At 60.9% G+C, this 21,971-nt stretch carries 17 protein-coding genes; 6 read left to right on the top strand and 11 right to left on the bottom strand.

The window, feature by feature from the left end; all coding sequences use genetic code 11:
- Positions 1 to 57: 57 nt before the first annotated feature.
- From GIW48_RS23400 to bioB, 10 genes are all read right to left on the bottom strand, one after another.
- On the bottom strand, positions 58 to 1,836 hold the full coding sequence (locus GIW48_RS23400; RefSeq protein WP_169987495.1) for an acyl-CoA dehydrogenase C-terminal domain-containing protein: 1,779 nt from the start codon (positions 1,834 to 1,836) through the stop codon (positions 58 to 60).
- 258 nt (positions 1,837 to 2,094) lie between these two features.
- The gene (locus tag GIW48_RS23405) at positions 2,095 to 3,864 is read right to left on the bottom strand and encodes an acyl-CoA dehydrogenase C-terminal domain-containing protein (RefSeq protein ID WP_170036899.1); all 1,770 of its coding nucleotides are present in this window, start codon (positions 3,862 to 3,864) and stop codon (positions 2,095 to 2,097) included.
- Positions 3,865 to 3,954: 90 nt separating this feature from the next.
- Positions 3,955 to 5,244 (bottom strand): GGDEF domain-containing protein, encoded by a 1,290-nt coding sequence (locus GIW48_RS23410; RefSeq protein ID WP_017138033.1) that lies wholly within the window; start codon positions 5,242 to 5,244, stop codon positions 3,955 to 3,957.
- 206 nt (positions 5,245 to 5,450) lie between these two features.
- Positions 5,451 to 7,256: a phenylacyl-CoA dehydrogenase gene (locus GIW48_RS23415; RefSeq protein WP_017138032.1), complete on the bottom strand. Its 1,806-nt coding sequence runs from the start codon at positions 7,254 to 7,256 to the stop codon at positions 5,451 to 5,453.
- A gap of 349 nt (positions 7,257 to 7,605) precedes the next feature.
- On the bottom strand, positions 7,606 to 7,887 hold the full coding sequence (locus tag GIW48_RS23420) for a hypothetical protein (RefSeq protein ID WP_017138029.1): 282 nt from the start codon (positions 7,885 to 7,887) through the stop codon (positions 7,606 to 7,608).
- A gap of 106 nt (positions 7,888 to 7,993) precedes the next feature.
- Positions 7,994 to 8,674 carry a dethiobiotin synthase gene (gene bioD, locus GIW48_RS23425; RefSeq protein WP_017138028.1) on the bottom strand — a complete coding sequence of 227 codons (681 nt, stop codon included), beginning with the start codon at positions 8,672 to 8,674 and terminating at the stop codon, positions 7,994 to 7,996.
- Positions 8,671 to 9,483, bottom strand: a complete 813-nt coding sequence (gene bioC / locus GIW48_RS23430; RefSeq protein WP_236460411.1) for a malonyl-ACP O-methyltransferase BioC — start codon at positions 9,481 to 9,483, stop codon at positions 8,671 to 8,673. The genes bioD and bioC overlap by 4 nt, the downstream gene beginning before the upstream one ends.
- Positions 9,476 to 10,207 (bottom strand): alpha/beta fold hydrolase, encoded by a 732-nt coding sequence (locus GIW48_RS23435; RefSeq protein ID WP_176991594.1) that lies wholly within the window; start codon positions 10,205 to 10,207, stop codon positions 9,476 to 9,478. Before GIW48_RS23435 ends, bioC begins: the two co-directional genes overlap by 8 nt.
- Positions 10,200 to 11,381, bottom strand: coding sequence for an 8-amino-7-oxononanoate synthase (bioF, locus tag GIW48_RS23440; RefSeq protein WP_236490680.1), 1,182 nt, complete (start codon positions 11,379 to 11,381; stop codon positions 10,200 to 10,202). The genes GIW48_RS23435 and bioF overlap by 8 nt, the downstream gene beginning before the upstream one ends.
- 156 nt (positions 11,382 to 11,537) lie before the next feature.
- The gene (gene bioB, locus GIW48_RS23445) at positions 11,538 to 12,593 is read right to left on the bottom strand and encodes a biotin synthase BioB (RefSeq protein WP_017138024.1); all 1,056 of its coding nucleotides are present in this window, start codon (positions 12,591 to 12,593) and stop codon (positions 11,538 to 11,540) included.
- Positions 12,594 to 12,716: 123 nt separating this feature from the next.
- Here bioB and GIW48_RS23450 point away from each other — a divergent pair, with 123 nt between their 5' ends.
- The 5 genes from GIW48_RS23450 to rarD all read left to right on the top strand — a co-directional run bounded on the left by GIW48_RS23450 (position 12,717) and on the right by rarD (position 18,459).
- Complete coding sequence (locus GIW48_RS23450) at positions 12,717 to 13,454, top strand: ComF family protein (protein ID WP_138451640.1); 738 nt, start codon at positions 12,717 to 12,719, stop codon at positions 13,452 to 13,454.
- Positions 13,455 to 13,511: 57 nt separating this feature from the next.
- Positions 13,512 to 14,276: a TOBE domain-containing protein gene (locus tag GIW48_RS23455; protein WP_138451637.1), complete on the top strand. Its 765-nt coding sequence runs from the start codon at positions 13,512 to 13,514 to the stop codon at positions 14,274 to 14,276.
- Positions 14,277 to 14,355: 79 nt separating this feature from the next.
- On the top strand, positions 14,356 to 16,254 hold the full coding sequence (locus GIW48_RS23460) for a PhoX family protein (protein WP_017138021.1): 1,899 nt from the start codon (positions 14,356 to 14,358) through the stop codon (positions 16,252 to 16,254).
- A gap of 167 nt (positions 16,255 to 16,421) precedes the next feature.
- On the top strand, positions 16,422 to 17,396 hold the full coding sequence (locus GIW48_RS23465; RefSeq protein WP_056857817.1) for a serine/threonine protein kinase: 975 nt from the start codon (positions 16,422 to 16,424) through the stop codon (positions 17,394 to 17,396).
- Positions 17,397 to 17,574: 178 nt separating this feature from the next.
- Entirely contained in the window at positions 17,575 to 18,459 is an 885-nt protein-coding gene (gene rarD / locus GIW48_RS23470; protein ID WP_017138019.1) for an EamA family transporter RarD, read from the top strand.
- A 223-nt stretch (positions 18,460 to 18,682) separates the two neighbouring features.
- On the opposite strand, the gene GIW48_RS23475 is transcribed toward rarD, so the two are convergent.
- The gene (locus GIW48_RS23475; protein WP_017138018.1) at positions 18,683 to 19,195 is read right to left on the bottom strand and encodes a glycine cleavage system protein R; all 513 of its coding nucleotides are present in this window, start codon (positions 19,193 to 19,195) and stop codon (positions 18,683 to 18,685) included.
- A gap of 584 nt (positions 19,196 to 19,779) precedes the next feature.
- On the opposite strand from GIW48_RS23475, the gene GIW48_RS23480 reads away from it, so the two are divergent.
- Positions 19,780 to 21,957, top strand: a complete 2,178-nt coding sequence (locus tag GIW48_RS23480) for a malate synthase G (RefSeq protein ID WP_236446049.1) — start codon at positions 19,780 to 19,782, stop codon at positions 21,955 to 21,957.
- The last annotated feature ends 14 nt before the right edge of the window (positions 21,958 to 21,971 follow it).

Raw genomic sequence — 21,971 nt, forward strand, 5'->3', positions numbered from 1 at the left:
ATAGAGGACGAATAGCAGCACGTCATGTAAGAGAATGCTTACACGCCCTCCAAGCCCTTAGAACAGTGCTTCATCCAGCAAAAACAATGATTCACTACCGGCTTTTACCGACGCACTCAGTGAATGAATGCGCGGCAGCAGGCGGGCAAAGTAGAAGCGCGCGGTACCCAGCTTGCTGGCGTAGAAGTCTTCCTCAGCCTCTTTGCCCAGCGCGGCCTTGGCCATGCGCGCCCACATATAGGCATAGGCCATGTAGCCAAAGGCGTGCAGGTACTCAACCGAAGCCGCGCCGATTTCATTCGGGTTGGTCTTGGCGCGGTCCAGCACCCAGGCGGTCAACTCATCCAGGTTATCCACGGCAGCGCTGAGCGGTTGGGTGAACTCGCTCAACTCGGCGCCTGAAGCCGCGATGAACTGGCGGATCTCGTCAGCGAACAAGGTGTAGAACGCCCCGCCACTGCCAACGATCTTGCGCCCCATCAAGTCCAGCGCTTGAATGCCGTTGGTGCCTTCGTAGATCTGCGTGATGCGCACATCCCGCACCAACTGCTCCTGGCCCCACTCGCGGATGTAGCCGTGGCCGCCAAAGATCTGCTGGCCGAGCACGGTGGTTTCCAGGCCAAGGTCGCTGAGGAAGGCCTTGGCAACAGGTGTCAGCAGCGCCACCAGGTTGTCTGCACGTTCGCGAGCGGCGGCATCTTCACTGAACTTGGCGATGTCCAATTGCGTGGCCACATAGGTGGAGAACGCACGACCGCCTTCGTTCGAGGCTTTCATGGTCAGCAACATGCGGCGCACATCCGGGTGCACGATGATCGGGTCGGCCACTTTGTCCTTGGCCTGGGCGCCGGTCGGCGAGCGGCTTTGCAGACGGTCGCGCGCGTATTCAATCGCGTTTTGATAAGAGCGCTCACCCGACGCCAGGCCCTGGATACCCACACCCAAACGCTCGTAGTTCATCATGGTGAACATCGCCGCCAACCCACGGTTCGGCTCGCCCACCAGGTAACCCACGGCTGCATCGAAGTTCATCACGCAGGTCGCGGATGCCTGGATGCCCATCTTGTGTTCGATGGAGCCGCAACTCACCGGGTTGCGCGCGCCCAGGCTGCCGTCGGCATTGACCATGAACTTCGGCACCAGAAACAGCGAAATGCCCTTTGGCCCGGCCGGTGCATCCGGCAGTTTGGCCAGCACCAGGTGGATGATGTTGTCGGTGAGGTCATGCTCGCCGCCGGTGATAAAGATCTTGGTGCCACTGATGGTGTAGGACCCGTCCGCCTGAGGCTCAGCCTTGGTGCGGATAATGCCCAGGTCAGTCCCGGCGTGCGCTTCCGTCAGGCACATGGAACCTGCCCACTCACCCGAATACATTTTCGGCAGGTAGGTAGCCTTGAGCGCTTCGCTGGCGTGGGTGTTGATGGAGACGCAGGCGCCGGAGGTCAGCATCGGGTAAAGGCCAAACGCCAGGCTCGATGAGTTGATCATCTCTTCAACTTGCGCCGAGACGGCCTTGGGCATGCCCATGCCGCCGAAGATCGGGTCGCCGCCGACGCCCACCCAGCCACCTTCGGCGTAGGTCTTATAAGCCTGTGGGAAACCATCCGGCGTGCTGACGGCAGTGTCCGCCCAACGGCAACCTTGCTCGTCGCCATTACGGCTGAGCGGCGCGATGGATTTGGCCGTGACCTTGCCGGCTTCTTCAAGGATCGCCTCAACGGTTTCGGCATCTACGGTGTCTGCCAATGCCGGCAATTGGGCCCAGGTGTTGGCGACCTCAAAAACTTCGTTGAGGACGAAGCGCATATCACGCAGCGGCGCTTTGTAATCAGCCATGGCAAACCTCGTGAGAACAGGAAAAGTGATTCGATAGGATCGGTTTTACAGGCTTCGAGTGTAACCGAACAACATTTGAGACACATAGGGTCCGTTAGTGACCATTAGGTATTTAATGGTCATATCACGAATCCAATATGGACTTCTGTGGGAGCTGGCTTGCCTGCTATGCCGGCACCTCGGTTTATCAGTTACACCGAGTTGATGCCATCGCAGGCAAGCCAGCCCCACATTTTGACCGCAGTGAATCAATCGCGCCTAAAGCGCAAACAACTGCGCAGGCAAGCTCATCAAGCACTCACTGCCCGCCTCCACAGCGGCGCGGTGCGTTGCAGTGCGCGGCAACAAGCGCTTGAAGTAGAAATCGCAGGTTGCCAATTTAGCTTGGGCGAACGCTGCGTCGTCATGCGATTGGGCCGCAATGGCCATGCGCAACCACAGGTACGCCAGAATGATGTAACCGCTGTACATCAAGTAATCCACCGCCGCCGCGCCCACTTCATCCGGGTTTTTCATGGCAGCCATGCCGACCTTCATCGTCAGCTCGCCCCATTGCTGGTTCAGTTGGTTGAGCTGCTCAACCTGGGCCTTGAGCTGCGGGTGCTCGGCATTCGCCGCGCAGAACTTATGCACAAGCTTGGTAAACCCGCGCAGCAACTTGCCCTGGCTGCCCAGTACCTTACGGCCCAGCAAGTCGAGCGCCTGGATGCCATTAGTGCCTTCATAGATCGGCGCAATCCGCGCATCACGCGCCAGTTGCTCCATGCCCCATTCGCGAATGTAGCCATGGCCACCGAACACCTGCATACCGTGGTTGGTCACCTCCAGCCCGGTTTCGGTCATAAAGGCTTTGCAGATAGGTGTGAGGAACGCCAACAGATCTTCGGCCTCCTGGCGTTGGGCGGCGTCACTGCTCAAGTGCGCGGTGTCGAGCAGTTGGGCAGTGAAGTAGGTCAGCGCCCGATTGCCTTCATTGAAGGCCTTCATGGTCAGCAACATGCGCCGCACGTCGGCGTGCACGATGATCGGGTCAGCGGCTTTATCCGGGGCCTTGGCGCCGGTCAGCGAGCGCATTTGCAGGCGGTCGTTGGCGTATTTGATCGCGCCCTGGAAACTCGCCTCACCATTGCACAAACCCTGCATGCCAGTGCCCAGGCGCGCGTGGTTCATCATGGTGAACATGCAATTGAGGCCTTTGTTCGCCTCGCCAATCAAAAAGCCCTTGGCACCGTCGAAGTTCAGCACGCAGGTGGCCGAGGCCTTGATGCCCATCTTGTGCTCGATGGAACCACAGTGCACCGCGTTGCGCTCGCCTGAATCGGCATGGAACTTGGGCACGATAAACAACGAGATACCTTTGGTGCCCGCCGGGGCGTCCGGCAGTTTGGCCAGCACCAAGTGAATGATATTGGCACTCATGTCGTGCTCGCCGGCCGAGATAAAGATCTTGCTGCCGGTGACCGCGTAACTGCCGTCCGCCTGGGGCACGGCGCGGGTCTTGATCAGGCCCAGGTCGGTGCCACAGTGGGCTTCGGTGAGGCACATGGTGCCGGTCCATTCGCCGGCGGTGAGTTTGGTCAGGTAGGTGGCTTTCTGTTCTTCAGTGCCGTGGGCGTGAATCGCCGACATTGCACCGTGGGTGAGACCCGGGTACATACCCCAGGAGGTGTTGCTGGAGCCGATCATTTCGCTGAGCACCAGGCCCAGGGACAGCGGCAAGCCCTGGCCACCGTAGACCGGGTCCGCCGCCACGCCATGCCAGCCGCCTTCCACGTAGTGGGCGAAAGCTTCCTTGAAGCCCTTGGGCGTGGTGACCACGCCATTGTCGAAGTGGCAGCCTTCTTCATCGCCACTGCGATTGAGCGGCGACAGCACGTTTTCGCAGAATTTGGCGCCTTCTTCGAGAATCGCGCTGACCATATCCGGGCTCGCGTCGGTGGCGCCCAAGGCGGCGTAGTGGCCGTGAAAATCAAACACGTTGTCGATCAGAAAGCGCATGTCGCGCAGGGGAGCTTTGTACTCAGGCATGGCAATGTCTCCGGCAGCAGATACTTTCAACCTACTGCCGGTCATCGCCTCGAACAATCACTGTAGAACCGCTGAATACACCGCCATCACTCAACCGGCAGCGCTCTCCATGCGCACCGCGCCGCGCCGGGTTTGCCCGGCAGCGACCACGCAGTTACGCCCCGCGCCCTTGGCCGCGTAGAGCGCCTGATCGGCGGACTTGAGCACTTCTTCAGGCGTGCGCTGCTCGACCTGGCGCTCGGCCACGCCGATGCTGACCGTCACCGACACACTCGAGGCGCCACTGCCCACCCGGCGTTGGCGGCCCTGCTGGTCGTCGTGGGGACGGTCCGGGTTGCGCAGCTTGATGGCGTAGTTGGCGATGATCTCGCGAATCTCTTCCAGGTGCGGCATGCACTCGTCCAACGTCTTGCCGGCGAACACCACGGCAAACTCTTCCCCGCCATAACGATAGGCACGCCCACCGCCATTGACCTTCGACAATTTGCTGGCCACCAGCCGCAGCACTTGGTCACCGACATCGTGGCCGTGGGTGTCGTTAAAGCGCTTGAAGTGATCGACGTCGCTCATTGCCAACACATAATTGCGCCCCAACCGTTGCATGCGCTCATTGAGCGCGCGCCGCCCCGGCAAGCCGGTGAGTTCATCGCGAAAGGCCATCTGATAAGCCTCGTGCGCCACGCCGGCGGCAATCATCAGCATTACCTGGCTGCACATGATGTTCAGCGTGAACGGCAGGATAAAGGTTTGCGGCAACATCCAGAACAGCCCCAGCAAACCCACCAGTTGCGCCGCGTGCAAGGGCCGCGGCTGATACCAGTACTGCGCCGCCAGGGTGACAAAACCAATCAGGAACATCGGGTACGACAGCTGGATCAGGCTCATCCAACTGCCATGCAGCGCCGGCCAGCGAATCTCCGCCAGCCAGTTCAGCAAGGCTTGGGGGAAACTCTGCTCAAGCGCCAGGGCTACGCTGCCAAACGCAAAAAGCACGGCGCAGCGCGCCACAAAGTCGCGGAACAGGTGGGTTTTCTCCTGCCACAGCGCGTAAATGCTGAACAGCAACGGCAACAGCAAGCAACACAGATGGAACACCACCGCGGCGTCTTCACGGACGCGGCCGTTATCGCGGTAATAATCGGTCTGGGTGTCAAGCAGGAAGTAAACGACGTACACCGTGATCATCAGAAACAGCTCACGCTGGCGCCGATACACCGCGCAGTACGCGCCGCCGAGCAACAGCACCAAGGTCGGCAGCACATTGAACAGCGAGGTAAAGAACACGCTGAGGTCTTTGACATACGCAGCCGAGAGCCCGGCCAGCAACAGCAGCAACGAAGGGAGAAAATGACTGAACCGTACAGCGGACACGCGTGACAAGGGTAAAGCTCCGACCCGCCCAGAAAGATGGCACAGTGCCTTCACTGAGCACAGTTAAGCACATTCAATGTGACCTGTATCACATTGCCATCACTGTAACGGCAGCCAGGCGCAATCCCTGAGTGCTGTGCTGTGTTTTTTATCGCCGCACATAAAAAAACCGCCGCTTCCAAATGAAGCGGCGGTTTTCAGGAGACCGGCAGGGCTTAGTAAGCCAGGCCGAAGTCTTCTTCTTTCATGTCCATCAGGTTGTTGGCGCCCGACAGCATGGTGACCTTATGGGTCTGGGTACGCGGCAGGATGCGCTGGAAGTAGAAGCGCGCCGTCTGCAGCTTGGCGGTGTAGAACGCCTCTTCGGTGGTGCCGGCAGCCAGTTTTTCAGCAGCCAGGCGTGCCATGTCGGCCCAGAAGTAAGCCAGGCACGCATAGCCGGAGTACATCAGGTAGTCCACCGAGGCGGCACCGACTTCTTCACGGTCTTTCATCGCGGCCATACCGACCTTCATGGTCAACTCGCCCCACTCTTTGTTCAGTGCCGCCAGCGGTGCAACGAATTCCTTAACGGCTTCGTTGCCTTCGTTGGCCTGGCAGAACTTGTGCACGATCTTGGTGAAGCCCTTGAGCGCTTCGCCTTGAGTCATCAGCACTTTACGGCCCAGCAAGTCGAGTGCCTGGATGCCGGTGGTGCCTTCGTACAGCATCGAAATGCGGCTGTCACGAACGTTCTGCTCCATGCCCCACTCGGCGATAAAGCCGTGGCCGCCGTAGATCTGCACGCCGTGGTTGGCCGATTCAAAACCGACTTCGGTCATGAACGCCTTGGCGATTGGGGTCATGAACGCCAGCAGGCCGTCGGCTTGCTTCTTGGCTTCGTCGTCGGTGCCGTACTTGACGATGTCCACTTGCTTGGCGGTGAAGTACACCATCGCACGGTTGCCTTCAGCGAAGGCTTTCATGGTCAGCAGCATGCGGCGCACGTCAGGGTGCACGATGATTGGGTCAGCGGCTTTGTCCGGCGCTTTCGGGCCAGTCAGCGAGCGCATTTGCAGGCGGTCGCGAGCGTATTTCAGGCCGCCCTGGAAGCCGATCTCGGCGTGGGACAAGCCTTGCAGCGCGGTGCCCAGGCGAGCGGTGTTCATAAAGGTGAACATGCAGTTCAGGCCTTTGTTCGCCGGGCCGATCAGGAAACCGGTGGCCGCGTCGAAGTTCATCACGCAGGTGGCGTTACCGTGGATGCCCATCTTGTGTTCCAGGGAACCACAGGTCACCGCATTGCGCTCGCCGATCGAGCCGTCTGCGTTCGGCAGGAATTTAGGCACGATGAACAGCGAAATACCCTTGGTGCCGGCCGGTGCGTCCGGCAGGCGGGCCAGTACGATATGGACGATGTTGTCGGCCATGTCGTGTTCACCGGCCGAGATGAAGATCTTGGTGCCGGAGACTTTGTAGGAACCATCAGCCTGAGGTTCGGCCTTGGTGCGCAGCATGCCCAGGTCGGTGCCACAGTGCGGCTCGGTCAGGCACATGGTGCCGGTCCACTCACCCGAAACCAGCTTGGTCAGGTAAGCGTCTTGCTGTTGCGGGGTGCCGTGCTCGGAGATGGTGTTCATCGCACCGTGGGACAGGCCAGGGTACATGCCCCACGACCAGTTGGCGGCGCCGACCATCTCGCTCACGGCCAGGCCCAGGGATTCCGGCAGGCCTTGGCCACCGTGCTCCACGTCGTGGGCCAGGCTTGGCCAGCCGCCTTCGACGAACTGCTTGTAGGCTTCTTTGAAACCAGTAGGGGTTTTTACGCCTGACTCGCTCCAGGTACACCCTTCGATGTCACCCACGCGGTTCAACGGTGCCAGCACTTGCTCACAGAACTTGGCGCCTTCCTCAAGAATGGCGTCAACCATGTCCGGGGTAGCGTCCTGGCAAGCCGGCAGGCTCTGATAGTGCGCTTCATAACCGAGCAGTTCGTCACGAACGAAGCGAATATCACGCAAGGGGGCCTTGTAGTCAGGCATAGCGATAAACCTCTGCTGATGTATCTGGGATGAACAACCGCGTGGATTTGTTATGGCGGTCAAACAGGTGTTTGAAACATACGTTTACGACCTGAGGTTGTCAAGCATCGCGCCGAAGCCGTTTGTCATGACGCGCATCAATGCCACGCACGGCAAGGCCTGCGGCGGGATGCCACGCTTAAAAGGAGTTTAGAAGTTCAACGAGATGACACAGGACAATGTGGGAGCTGGCTTGTGTGGGAGCTGGCTTGCCTGCGATACAGGCGCCGCGGTATATCAGGAAGATTGAGTCGATGCTATCGCAGGCAAGCCAGCTCCCACAGAAGAGCCGGCGTGTGCCGATAGAAAGTTAAGCGTAGGTGTCGATCAACGTGCCAAGCATTTCATCCGAAGCCTTGGCAACTTTCGCGCCCAGCTCCACTTGAAACTTGCCTTGGGCCATTTCGACCATGTTGCTCGCCGAGTTGGACGGCTGGGCGCGATCGTTGGCTTGCAGACGATCACTTTGTGCATCCGAGGGCTGGGTCGTCGCGGCGCCGGCAATTTTGCCGGCGGCCTGGTCGACGCGGTTCTGCCCGGCCTGAATAGTGCTCAGCCCCGAATAAAACGCGCTGCTTCCAGAGATTTCCATGGCGTAAGCCTGCCTTTAGAGAATCGTGAACTTGAATTGAAGCAGACATCCTGGCAAAACGCCCGTCAAAAACACTAATGGCATAATGCCTTAGCGATAGCCAAAATCAGTCAAGCAGGTCCAACTCCAGGTACTCGGCCACCACTTTCGCGCTGGCCTGCTTGAGCTTTGGCACCCGCCCCAGGCACGGCGCAGGCAACCGCTCAGCCAGGGTGGCGAGGTTCTCTTCCAGACGAGAGGTCTTGGGGTCGATGATATTTGCCACCCAACCCGCCAACGGCAAACCGTCCCGCGCGATGGCTTCGGCGGTGAGCAGCGCATGGCTGATACAGCCCAGACGCACGCCCACCACCAGGATCACCGGCAGCTTGAGCGCCATGGCCAGGTCCGACAGGTTGTCCTGATCGGCCAACGGCACCCGCCAGCCGCCTGCGCCTTCGATCAAGGTGAAATCCGCGTGTTGCGCGAGTATGTGCTGCATCGGCTTCAACAGTGATTGCACCGTGAGCGCCACACCCGCCTCCCGCGCGGCCAGGTGCGGCGCAATCGCGGGTTCAAAGGCCACCGGGTTGACCTCGGCATAGGTCAACGGCAGCGAACATTCGGCCAGCAGTGCCAAGGCGTCGGCGTTGCGCAAACCTTTTGGGGTGAGCTGGCAGCCTGAGGCCACCGGTTTTCCGGCGGCGGTGCTTTTACCCGCCAGCCGCGCGGCATGCAGCAGCCCGGCGGCGATGGTGGTTTTGCCCACATCGGTATCGGTGCCGGTGATGAAATAAGCGGCGCTCATAACGGTTTCTCCAGTACGGCGTACACCACTTGGTACGTGGCGGGCAGGCCCTGGGCCTGGCGGAACTGCTCGTAAGCGTGCACCAGTGCAACAATCCGCGCGCGCCCCGTCAACCCTCCCGGGCGACCGGGGTTGAGGTTATGCGCGCCCAACGCCTTGAGTTCGTGGGTCAGGCTGCGCACATCCGGGTAATGCAACACGTGAGGCTGGCGCTCCAGGCTCAGCACCCGCAAACCGCTGGCAGCACACAGCTGTTGGTAAGCCTCGAAGGTGCGGAAGCGGTTGACGTGAACCAGGCCATCCGCCGCACGCCAGCTTTGGCGCAACTCGTCCAGGGTGCCCACGCACAGGCTCGCAAATGCGAAGACGCCCCCGGGTTGCAGCACACGACAGGCCTCACTGAGCACCGCGTAGAAATTCGCGCACCACTGCACCGCCAGGCTGGAGAACAGCAGCTGGAAGCTCTCAGTTGCCAGCGGCAAGCGTTCTGCATCCCCCGCAATAAAGTGCTGCGCGCCCCCTAAAGGCCGCGCATGGTTGAGCATGCCCTCGGCAATATCCAGCGCTACGCCTTGGCTTGCAGGCAACAGTTCGCCCAGTGCACGGCTGAAATAACCCGTGCCGCAGCCTACATCCAGCCAGCGCCGGGGCGCGAGGGCCGCCGGCAAGCGGGACATCAGCGCATGCCCGACTGCGCGCTGCAACTCGGCGACGCTGTCGTAGCTGGCTGCTGCGCGGGAAAACGAGGCCGCCACCTGGCGCTTGTCCGGCAAACCGCCCGGCAGCGTTGGCTGGGATAAATCAGTCATCAACACACTCATGCAAAAAAGCCTGGATGGCCCCCGCTACACCGTGAGGGTCTTCCAGAAGAAAAGCGTGACCGGCCTGTTCAATCAGGCCGATTTCTACATCGGGCAGCAGGGCCAATAGATCACTCGCGGCTTCAGCGGGCACTAAACCGTCCAACCCCGCAAACAGGTGCAGTTGCGGGCCACGAAACGCTTGCAAAGCGGCGCGGGTATCCAGTTGAGCAAGCAGTTCCAGGCCCGGCATCAACACACTCGACAACGTATTCGGCGCCCCGCTGACCAACAGGCGCGACAGCCCTCGCGGGTCTGCAGCGCCCTTGGCACACAGCAGGCCAAAGCGTTTGAGCGTGACCTGAGAATCGGCATGGCAACCCGCGAGGAACGCATCGAACGTCTCGGCAGGCATCGCACTGGGCCAGCCTTGATGGGCGACAAAACACGGGTTGCTCGCCAATGTCAGCAGCCCGCAGCAGCGCTCGCCGCGCCGCGCCGCCAACTCGGAAGCGAGCATGCCGCCCAGGGACCAGCCGCCCAACCAGGCGTTGTCCGGCAGTGTGGCGTCGAGTTCGTCGAGCCATTCATCCAGATCGCTGGAAGCCAGCACCGGCAACGGTTCGATATGCACTTGCAGGTGTTCGTCCAAACCCTGCAAGGCGCCAGCCAAAGGCTCCAGCGGTGAAACGCCGAGCCCCCAACCGGGCAGTAATACCAGTCGATCACGCATGGTCGGGCTCCGTAATACTTAACAACCGGAAACACGCTTCCAATGCGTTTAACAATAGCTGCACCTGGGCCGCGCTGTGGGCCGCTGTCAGTGTCACGCGCAAACGCGCACTGCCGGCCGGCACAGTCGGTGGGCGGATGGCTGTCACCATCAGGCCGCGCTCGCGCAGCATCTGCGACAGGCGCATGGCGGTGGCGCTGTCGCCAATCAGGATCGGCTGGATCGGCGTGAAGCTGTCCATCAACCGCAGGCCAAGCTGCTCGGCGCCCTGGCGGAACTGGCGGATCAGACCATTGAGGTGCTCACGCCGCCAGTGCTCGGTACGCAGCAGCTCCAGGCTTTTCAAAGTGGCGCAGGCCAATGCCGGTGGCTGGCTGGTGGTGTAGATGTAGGGGCGGGCGAACGGGATCAGGCTTTCGATCAGCTCTTCACTGCCCGCCACAAACGCTCCGGCGGTGCCGAACGCTTTACCGAGGGTGCCGACCAATACCGGCACGTCTTCCTGGCTCAAGCCGAAATGCTCGACGATGCCGCCACCGTTTGCGCCCAACGGGCCGAAGCCATGGGCGTCATCGACCATCAACCAGGCGCCTTTGGCGCGTGCCTCACGGGCCAGCGCAGGCAGGTCGGCCAGATTGCCGTCCATGCTGAACACACCATCGGTGACCACCAACGTATTGCCGGTCGCCTTCTCCAGGCGTTTGGCCAGGCTGCTGGCGTCGTTATGCAGATAGCGGTTGAAACGCGCCCCGGACAACAGGCCGGCGTCCAGCAGCGAGGCGTGGTTGAGCCGGTCCTCCAGCACCGTATCGCCCTGCCCCACCAACGCGGTGACCGCGCCCAGGTTGGCCATATAGCCGGTGGTAAACAGCAGTGCACGCGGGCGTCCGGTGAGGTCGGCCAGTGCTTCTTCCAGCTCATGGTGCGGCGTGGCATGGCCGATCACCAGGTGCGAAGCGCCACCGCCCACGCCCCATCGGGAGGCCCCGGCGCGCCAGGCTTCGATCACTTGCGGGTGATTGGCCAGGCCCAGGTAGTCGTTGTTGCAGAATGCCAGCAGCGGCTGGCCATCCACCACCACTTGCGGGCCTTGCGGGCTCTCAAGCAAAGGGCGTTGGCGATAAAGGTGTTCGGCCCGGCGGGCAGCGAGGCGCGCGGCGAGATCAAAAGACATGCAGGCCTCGGCAGTTCAGGTTGAACCCGATCCAATGTGGGAGCTGGCTTGCCTGCGATGACGGCAGCACATTCAGTATCAATATGTCTGGAAGACCGCTATCGCAGGCAAGCCAGCTCCCACAGTTGGATTGCGTTTCAAATGTGGAGAGAGGCGTTAAACCACCGCGTTATAGAACTGCTCGCTGCTCTTCTGCTCCACCAACGCCTGCTCAATCGCTGCCTGATGCACTTCATCGGCGTGCTCTTCACGCGCCTCCGGCAAGATTCCCAGGCGCGAGAACAGTTGCATGTCCTTGTCGGCCTGCGGGTTGGCGGTGGTCAGCAACTTGTCGCCGTAGAAGATCGAGTTGGCACCGGCGAAAAACGCCAGGGCCTGCATCTGCTCGTTCATCGCTTCACGGCCGGCCGACAAGCGCACATGGGATTGCGGCATCAGGATGCGCGCCACGGCGAGCATGCGGATAAAGTCAAACGGGTCGATGTCTTCGGCGTTTTCCAGCGGCGTACCGGCGACTTTCACCAGCATGTTGATCGGCACCGACTCCGGATGCTCCGGCAGGTTGGCCAGTTGGATCAGCAGGTTGGCGCGGTCGTCGAGGGACTCGCCCATGCCGAGGATGCCGCCCGAGCAGATCTTCATCCCCGAATCACGCACGTACGCCAGGGTTTGCAGGCGCTCGCCGTAAGTGCGGGTGGTGATGATGCTGCCGTAGAACTCAGGCGAGGTGTCGAGGTTGTGGTTGTAGTAGTCCAGGCCGGCCTGGGCCAGGGCTTCGGTCTGGTCCTGGTCGAGACGGCCGAGGGTCATGCAGGTTTCCAGGCCCATGGCCTTCACGCCTTTGACCATCTGCAGCACGTAGGGCATGTCTTTGGCCGACGGGTGCTTCCAGGCGGCGCCCATGCAGAAGCGCGTCGAACCGATGGCTTTGGCGCGAGCGGCCTCTTCGAGGACCTTCTGCACCTCCATCAGCTTTTCTTTTTCCAGACCGGTGTTGTAGTGGCCCGACTGCGGACAATATTTGCAATCTTCCGGGCAGGCGCCGGTTTTGATCGACAGCAAGGTCGAGACCTGCACGCGGTTGGCGTCGAAATGCGCGCGGTGCACGGTCTGCGCCTGGAACAACAGGTCGTTGAAGGGTTGCACAAACAGCGCTTTGACTTCGGCTAAAGACCAATCGTGACGCAGGGTGGCAGAGGTGCTGGCGCTCATGGGCGATTCCTTGATTATGCTTGGGCTTACGCTGTGGGAAGGGCAATACCGGCAATACCGGCAATACCCGCAATACCCACAGTCAGTCACGACACGGATGCTCGGCATATTTAAGGAAGATTCATGCACTGTCAACTCAGATACAAACATCAGGTTTACATTTGGTTAGAAAACAACCAGACCTGTTTAATTTGCGATGAAGCAACAAACTCCAACCACACTGTGTGCAACGCCTGCGAAACCGAGCTGCCCTGGCTGCTGGAGCATTGCGAGGTGTGCGCCCTGCCCCTGCCGATGGAGGGTTTGATTTGCGGCCCCTGTCAAAAAAAGCCGCCTGCCTATAAACAGGTGATCGCACCCTGGACCTACGGTTTCCCCGTCGACACCCTTATCAGCCGCTTCAAACACCAGTCGCGCTGGCCACTGGGTCATCTGCTCGCACACTTGCTGGGCCAGTATCTGCAACACCGTTTCGACAACACCGCACTCACCCGCCCCGACTGCCTGCTGCCGGTGCCCATGGCGCGCAAGCGTCTGCGTGAGCGCGGCTTCAACCAATCGTTGATGTTGGCCCGCTGGCTCAGCGAAGACCTCGACCTCCCACACGATGAACACCTGTTGTTACGCCCCCATGAAACCGTCGCGCAACAAGCCCTCGACGCCAAGACCCGCCAACGCAACCTGCTCACCGCGTTTGCGCTGGCACCCGGCGCCCAGGTGCAGGGCCGCCACTTTGCGCTGGTGGACGACGTACTCACCACCGGCGCCACCGCCCACAGCCTGGCCCGCCTATTGATGGACGCTGGCGCTCGTCAGGTCGATGTGTACTGTCTGGCCCGCACGCCAAAACCAGGCTCATGACTTGACTCGCGTGCGCCGCGCCTGCAACGTCCGCTGACCTTATCGAAGCGTATCCACATGTCTCTGCCGACCTCCCTCAGCCAACACATCATCCGCCGCCCCCAGCGCATCGCCCTGTTGGCGCATATTGCCGAGCAGGGCTCGATTACCCGCGCGGCCAAGAGCGCTGGCCTGAGTTACAAGGCCGCGTGGGATGCGATCGACGAGTTGAACAACCTGGCGCAAAAGCCGCTGGTGGAGCGCAGCGTCGGCGGCAAAGGCGGCGGCGGCGCCAAGCTGACGGCCGAAGGTGAGCGCGTGCTGCGCCTGTACCAACGCCTGCAAGTGTTGCAGGCCGAGGTGCTGGGTTCGGATGAGGACGCGAGCGACTTCAACCTGCTCGGTCGCCTGATGTTGCGCACCAGCGCGCGCAACCAACTGCACGGCCAGGTCAGCGCCATCGAACACCAGGGCCGCAATGACTTGATTCGCCTGCAACTCTCGGGCGGCTTGAGCCTGAGTGCGCAGATCACTCACGACAGCACGCAGCGGCTGGAGCTGGAGACCGGCGTTGAAGTGGTCGCCTTGATCAAGGCCGGATGGCTGGAATTGCTCGCCATCGGGCAGGCTGCAACACCTGGACACAATTGCGTGAGCGGTGTGATCGAGACGATTCTCGACGCCGATGACGGCCCCAGCGAAGTGCGCATCACACTGCCCAACGGCCAGGTTTTATGCGCCCTGGCGCAGCCCGCCGCGCTCCAGGCAATGGGTGTCGTCGAAGGCGGCCAAGTCCAGGTGCAATTCTCACCCAGCAATGTGCTGCTCGGCACACCGGTTTAGGCGCCCGCCATCTTTAAGCTGCAACAAATTCGTCACGAGCGCTCCTTAAGGTGTCTGCAAAAACCGCAGGGAGCCTGAAATGAGCCTATTAGAAGAAAACCAAGCCACCGACCTTGAACAGATGGTCGGCCTCACCCGCCGCCGTTTTATCGGCGCCGGCGCCCTGTGCGGTGCCGCGATGTTCCTGGGTGGCAACCTGCTCACGCGCAGCGCAATGGCCGTGAACGCTGCCACCGCCAGCCCCTTGCTGGGCTTTGCCAGCATCGCTGCGGCCACCAGCGACGCCATCACCTTGCCGCCGGGTTACTCCGCCTCGGTACTGATCAGTTGGGGCCAGCCGCTGCACAAGAACGCGCCAGCCTTCGACCCGTCCGGCAATGGTACTGCCAAGGCTCAGGAACAGCAGTTCGGTGACAACAACGACGGCATGAGCCTGTTCGCCTTCCCCGGTGACAACAACCGTGCGCTGATGGCGATCAACAACGAATACACCAACTACCGCTACCTCTACGCCCATGGCGGCGCGCCGCAATCGGCTGAAGACGTGCGCAAGGCCCAGGCCAGCGAAGGTGTATCGGTGATTGAGGTACGGCGCAAGGGCGACACCTGGCAGTTCGTGCAGGACTCGCGCTACAACCGCCGCATCCACGGTAACTCGCCGATCCGCCTGGGTGGCCCCGCTGCCGGCCATGCCTGGCTGAAAACCAGCGCCGACAAAACCGGCAAAAAAGCCCTTGGCACCTTCCAGAACTGCGCCAACGGCAAGACGCCATGGGGCACTTACCTGACCTGCGAAGAGAACTTCACCGACTGCTTTGGCAGCAGCAACCCGCAACAAAGCTTCGACGCCGGGCAAAAGCGCTACGGCGTGGTGGCCGCCAGCCGCGAGATCAATTGGCACCTGCACGACCCGCGCTTCGACATGGCCAAGAACCCCAACGAACTCAATCGCCACGGCTGGGTGGTGGAAATCGACCCGTTCGACCCGCAATCCACACCGGTCAAGCGCACTGCCCTGGGCCGCTTCAAACACGAAAACGCCGCACTGGCAGAAACCCGTGATGGCCGCGCCGTGGTGTACATGGGCGACGACGAGCGTGGCGAGTTCATCTACAAGTTCGTCAGCCGCGATCCGATCAACCACCACAACCCCAAAGCCAACAAGAACCTGCTCGACCACGGCACCCTGTACGTGGCGATTTTCGATGCCGGCGACGGCAATGCCGACCACCCCAAGGGCAAAGGCGAATGGGTCGAACTCACCCACGGCAAAAACGGCATCGACGCCAGCTCGGGTTTTGCCAGCCAGGCCGAAGTGCTGATCCACGCGCGCCTGGCCGCCAGTGTGGTGAAAGCCACACGCATGGACCGCCCGGAATGGATCGTGGTCAGCCCCACCGACGGCCAGGTGTATTGCACGCTCACCAACAACGCCAAGCGCGGTGAAGACGGCCAGCCGGTGGGCGGGCCGAATCCGCGTGAGAAAAACGTGTATGGCCAGATCCTGCGCTGGAAAGCCGACGCGGATAACCACGGCGCCAACACCTTCACCTGGGATTTGTTTGTGGTGGCCGGCAACCCAGGTGTGCATGCCGGCACGCCAAAAGGCGGCTCGTCCAACATCAACCCGCAAAACATGTTCAACAGTCCCGACGGCCTGGGGTTCGACAAGGCCGGGCGCTTGTGGATCCTCACCGACGGCGACTACAGCAACAAGGGCGACTTCGCCGGCATGGGCAATAACCAGATGCTGTGCGCCGACCCCAACACCGGGGAAATCCGCCGCTTCATGGTCGGGCCAGTGGCGTGCGAGGTCACGGGTATCAGCTTTTCGCCGGACCAGAAGACCCTGTTTGTGGGGATTCAGCATCCGGGGGAAACCGGGGGTTCGACCTGGCCGGAGCATCTGCCAAACGGCAAGCCGCGCTCGTCGGTGATGGCGATTCGGCGGGATGATGGTGGGATAGTCGGCGCCTGACAGGGCCTCATCGCAGGCAAGCCAGCTCCCACCTTTGAGCGCATTCCACGCTCAAGTGTGGGAGCTGGCTTGCCTGCGATGGCAATGGCACAGTCGCCACCTATCTCAGCGTTGGTGCGTTACCATACCCGGCCGGACGCGGCGCCCTGCTGCGCGCAGGAGTTCGCATGGCCCACCCGTTTGAAACACTCACCCCCGATTTAGTACTCGACGCCGTCGAAAGCATCGGCTTTCTCAGCGACGCGCGCGTGTTGGCGCTTAACAGCTACGAAAACCGCGTGTATCAGGTGGGCATCGAAGACTCCGAGCCGCTGATCGCCAAATTCTACCGCCCGCAGCGCTGGACCAACGAAGCGATCCTGGAAGAACACCGCTTCACCTTCGAACTGGCCGAGTGCGAAGTGCCGGTGGTTGCACCGCTGGTGCATAACGGCGAAAGCCTGTTCGAACACGCGGGCTTTCGCTTCACCCTGTTCCCACGCCGTGGCGGTCGGGCGCCGGAGCCGGGCAACCTGGATCAGCTGTATCGCCTCGGGCAATTGCTCGGCCGTTTACACGCGGTGGGGTCCACCCGCCCGTTTGAACACCGCGAAGCCTTGGGTGTGAAGAACTTCGGTCACGATTCCCTCAACACCTTGCTTGAAGGCAATTTCATTCCCAAAAGCCTGCTGCCCGCTTACGAGTCTGTCGCGCGCGACCTGCTCAAGCGCGTGGAAGAGGTGTACAAGGCCACACCGCACAAGAACATCCGCATGCACGGTGACTGCCACCCCGGCAACATGATGTGCCGCGACGAGATGTTCCACATCGTCGACCTGGACGACTGCCGCATGGGCCCGGCCGTGCAGGACCTGTGGATGATGCTCGCGGGCGACCGTCAGGAATGCCTGGGCCAGCTGTCGGAATTGATGGACGGCTACCAGGAGTTCCACGACTTCGACCCACGCGAACTGGCCTTGATCGAACCCCTGCGCGCCTTGCGCCTGATGCACTACAGCGCCTGGCTGGCCCGGCGCTGGGATGACCCGGCATTCCCCCACAGCTTTCCGTGGTTTGGCAGCGAGCGGTATTGGGGCGACCAGGTGTTGGCGTTGCGTGAGCAACTGTCGGCGCTCAATGAAGAACCCCTCAAACTCTTCTAAAGAGCAGTACACCACCGGTGTGGGAGCTGGCTTGCCTGCGATTCAGACAACTCGGTGTATCAGTGGTACTAAGGTGATTTCATCGCAGGCAAGCCAGCTCCCACAGAAAAGCCCCTGCCTTGCCTGACAAAAATCCTTACAATCGCGCTTTGTAAGCTGCCTGAGCAAGGATTCTGCAATGCACGCCGCCAACCCCCGCAAAGGGTACATCCTGGGCCTGAGTGCCTATGTCATCTGGGGTCTTTTCCCACTTTATTTCAAAGCCATCGCCAGTGTTCCCGCCGCCGAAATCATCGTGCACCGCGTCTTGTGGTCGGCGCTGTTCGGCGGTTTGCTGTTGATGGTGTGGAAGCACCCCGGCTGGTTCCGTGAACTGCGCGACAACCCCAAGCGCCTGGCGATTCTGGCACTCAGCGGTTCGTTGATTGCGGCCAACTGGCTGACCTATGTGTGGTCGGTGAACAGCGGGCGCATGCTGGAAGCGAGCCTGGGTTACTACATCAACCCGTTGGTGAATGTACTGCTGGGCATGCTGATCCTGGGCGAGCGCCTGCGCCGCCTGCAATGGATCGCCGTCGGGCTGGCGGCGGTGGGTGTGGCGCAGCAAGTGTGGCAAGTCGGCAGTCTGCCGTGGGTGTCGCTGGTGCTGGCGTTGACCTTCGGCTTTTACGGTTTGATCCGCAAACAGGCGCCGGTCAAGGCGCTGCCAGGGCTGGTGGTGGAAACCTGGATGCTGGTGCCGATCGCCGTCGCCTGGTTGTTGTTCAACCCGTCGGCCCATAGTGCGCAGCTTGAATTTTGGAGCACCTCCGAAGCCTGGTGGCTGGTGGCCGCAGGCCCGGTTACGCTGATTCCGCTGGTGTGTTTCAACGCCGCCGCACGGCATTTGCCCTACACCGCACTGGGCTTTTTGCAATACGTGGCGCCGACGCTGGTGCTGTTGGAAGCGGTGCTGCTGTTCGGTGAACACCTGGCGACCAGCACGCTGATTGCTTTCGCATTTATCTGGGCGGGCCTGGTGGTTTACAGCCTGGATGCATGGCTGACGGTGCGCAAACGCTGATCAAATAACGTACAAACCTCTGCAAGCCACAGTGCACGTGGCTTGCAGGCATTCACCCCAAGGTTATCCACACCCTGATCCCCGCCATTTGTGCACAAGCCATTGAAACTGCTCGTTTTTTGCTCAATCGACGAAGAAGCCCGGCCGGCATGGCCTGGCGCCGGGTCTCTACAGGTTATCCACAGGCCCATGCAAGATTTCCATGCATAACCTTGTGGACCGATTATTCCTCGTGGTGCAGTTCCACCATCAAATCATCGGCCAAGGTTTCCAGGGACAGCTGCAAGGTATCCAGGGACAACGCGGCCGGCACCTGTAACAACGCTTCGGCGCTAAACAAGGGATCACCGCTCATGGGCGCCGGACGCACATCCGTGCTCAGGCTCGCCAGGTTCACGCCTTGTTTGCTCAATAGCGCCGTGATTTCGCGCACGATGCCTGCGCGGTCATTGCCCACCAACGTCATCATGATCGATTTGGACGCCGAGGCCTGCCCGCTGCTGCCCTCGCCCACCAGCACACGAATGCCATGTGTGGATAAGTCCTCCAGCGCGCCGACCAGGGCTTGACGCTGTTCCGTCGGCACGCTGACCCGCAAAATCCCGGCAAACTGCCCGGCCATGTGCGCCATGCGGCTTTCCAGCCAGTTACCGCCGTGGGCGGCAATGTTCTGCGCAATGCGTTCAACCAGGCCGGGTTTGTCGGCGGCGATAATAGTGAGTACAAGATGGTCCATGGCGAAGCCCTCGGTGGGTTGATCATCGATTATAGGCACACACCCTGTGGGAGCGGGCTTGCCCGCGATGGGCGTATGTTGCAAGTGGGCTGTTGTGGCGAGCAGGCTTGTCCTGCGTTGGGCTGCGAAGCGGCCCCAGTAAAGGCACTGCAATTTTCCTGTTGGAACTCAGCGTCTGAGTTTGGGGCTGCTTCGCAGCCCAACGCAGGACAAGCCTGCTCGCCACAGGAGAAATTGGCTGCCTTCAAAAGTTGTGTCGATATTTATGCCGCGTTGGGGCCTGTCAGTTACACATCGGTTGGCTGAGCTATCGCTATCGCGGGCAAGCCCGCTCCCACATGAAGCCATTGCCTACGGAAGCGGCCAGGAACAAATCGTGTACCATTTTTATATTTATCTGGAACAATCCAATAGTTTTTTGAGAACATCCGATTCTCCGCTGTGACCGTACGACCAAAATGAGTCGCTAAACGACGTATTTAGTCTAATTTTCACAACCGCAAGTCATCATGTAGTATGCCCAACCGTGCACTACATAATGAAAATCTGAAACAGCGCATAAGCTCCGCAGAGTGAGGCAAGCAATGACTGAACACGTTCAAGTCGGTGGCCTGCAGGTCGCCAAAGTCCTGTTCGACTTCGTGAACAACGAAGCCATTCCCGGCACCGGCATCACTGCCGACCAGTTCTGGGCCGGCGCCGACAAGGTCATCCACGACCTGGCACCGAAGAACAAAGCCCTACTCGCCAAACGCGATGATTTCCAGGCGCGGATCGACACCTGGCACCAGACCCACGCAGGCAAAGCCCACGACCCAGTGGCCTACAAAGCCTTCCTGCAAGATATCGGTTACCTGCTGCCAGAAGCTGCAGATTTCCAGGCCTCGACCCAAAATGTCGATGACGAAATTGCCCGCATGGCCGGCCCGCAGCTGGTGGTGCCGGTCATGAATGCCCGCTTCGCCCTCAACGCCTCCAATGCACGCTGGGGCTCGCTGTACGACGCGCTGTATGGCACCGATGCCATCAGCGAAGCCGACGGCGCCGAGAAGGGCAAGGGTTACAACAAAGTGCGTGGCGACAAGGTAATTGCCTTCGCCCGTGCTTTCCTCGACGAAGCCGCGCCGCTCACCGCCGGCAGCCACGTCGATTCCACCGGTTACAAGATGGTGGATGGCAAGCTCATCGTCAGCCTCAAGGGCGGCAGCAACAGTGGCCTGCGCGACGACGCACAACTGATCGGTTTCCAGGGCCCTGCGGCCGAGCCGATTGCGATCCTGCTTAAACACAACGGCCTGCACTTCGAAATCCAGATCGACGCCAGCACCCCGGTCGGCCAGACCGACGCCGCCGGCGTCAAAGACGTGCTGATGGAAGCCGCGCTGACCACCATCATGGACTGCGAAGACTCCGTCGCCGCCGTCGATGCCGATGACAAAGTGGTGATCTACCGCAACTGGCTCGGCCTGATGAAAGGCGACCTGGCCGAAGAAGTGGCCAAGGGCGGCAAGACCTTCACCCGCACCATGAACGCCGACCGCGTCTACACCGGCGTGGATGGCCAGGACGTGACCCTGCACGGCCGTTCGCTGCTGTTCGTGCGTAACGTTGGCCACTTGATGACCATCGACGCGATCCTGGATAAAGACGGCAACGAAGTACCGGAAGGTATCCTCGACGGCCTGCTCACCAGCCTGGCGGCGATCCACAGCCTCAACGGCAACAGCAGCCGCAAGAACAGCCGCACCGGTTCCGTCTATATCGTAAAACCGAAGATGCACGGCCCCGAAGAAGCAGCGTTTACCAATGAGCTGTTCGGCCGCATCGAAGACGTGTTGAACCTGCCGCGTAATACGCTGAAAGTCGGGATCATGGACGAGGAGCGCCGCACCACGGTCAACCTCAAGGCCTGCATCAAGGCGGCCAGCGAGCGCGTGGTGTTTATCAACACCGGCTTCCTCGACCGCACCGGCGATGAAATCCACACCTCCATGGAAGCTGGCGCGATGGTGCGCAAGGCCGCCATGAAGGCGGAAAAATGGATCGGTGCCTACGAAAACTGGAACGTCGATATCGGCTTGAGCACCGGCCTGCAAGGTCGTGCACAGATCGGTAAAGGCATGTGGGCCATGCCCGACCTGATGGCGGCGATGCTCGAACAGAAAATCGCTCACCCACTGGCCGGCGCCAACACCGCCTGGGTGCCATCGCCGACGGCGGCTGCGCTGCATGCGCTGCACTACCACAAGGTTGATGTGTTCGCCCGCCAGGCCGAACTGGCCAAGCGCGAGCGCGCCTCGGTAGACGATATCCTGACCATTCCTCTGGCCAGCAACACCGATTGGTCTGACGAAGAAATCCGCAACGAACTGGATAATAACGCCCAGGGCATCCTCGGTTATGTAGTGCGCTGGATCGACCAGGGCGTCGGTTGCTCGAAAGTGCCGGACATCAACGATGTGGGCCTGATGGAAGACCGCGCCACCCTGCGCATCTCCAGCCAGCACATCGCCAACTGGCTGCGCCACGGCATCGTCAACGAAGCCCAAGTGATGGAAAGCCTCAAGCGCATGGCGCCGGTGGTGGACCGTCAGAATGCCGGTGACGCGTTGTATCGCCCGCTGGCACCGGATTTCGACAGCAACATCGCGTTTCAAGCGGCGGTGGAGTTGGTGATTGAAGGGACTAAGCAGCCGAATGGGTATACGGAGCCGGTGTTGCATCGCAGGCGTCGGGAATATAAGGCGAAAAACGGTATTTAATTAGAAAACAACTC

The organism is Pseudomonas sp. PA-6-3C, assembly GCF_021605825.1.
GTDB classification, from domain to species: Bacteria; Pseudomonadota; Gammaproteobacteria; order Pseudomonadales; family Pseudomonadaceae; genus Aquipseudomonas; species Aquipseudomonas edaphica.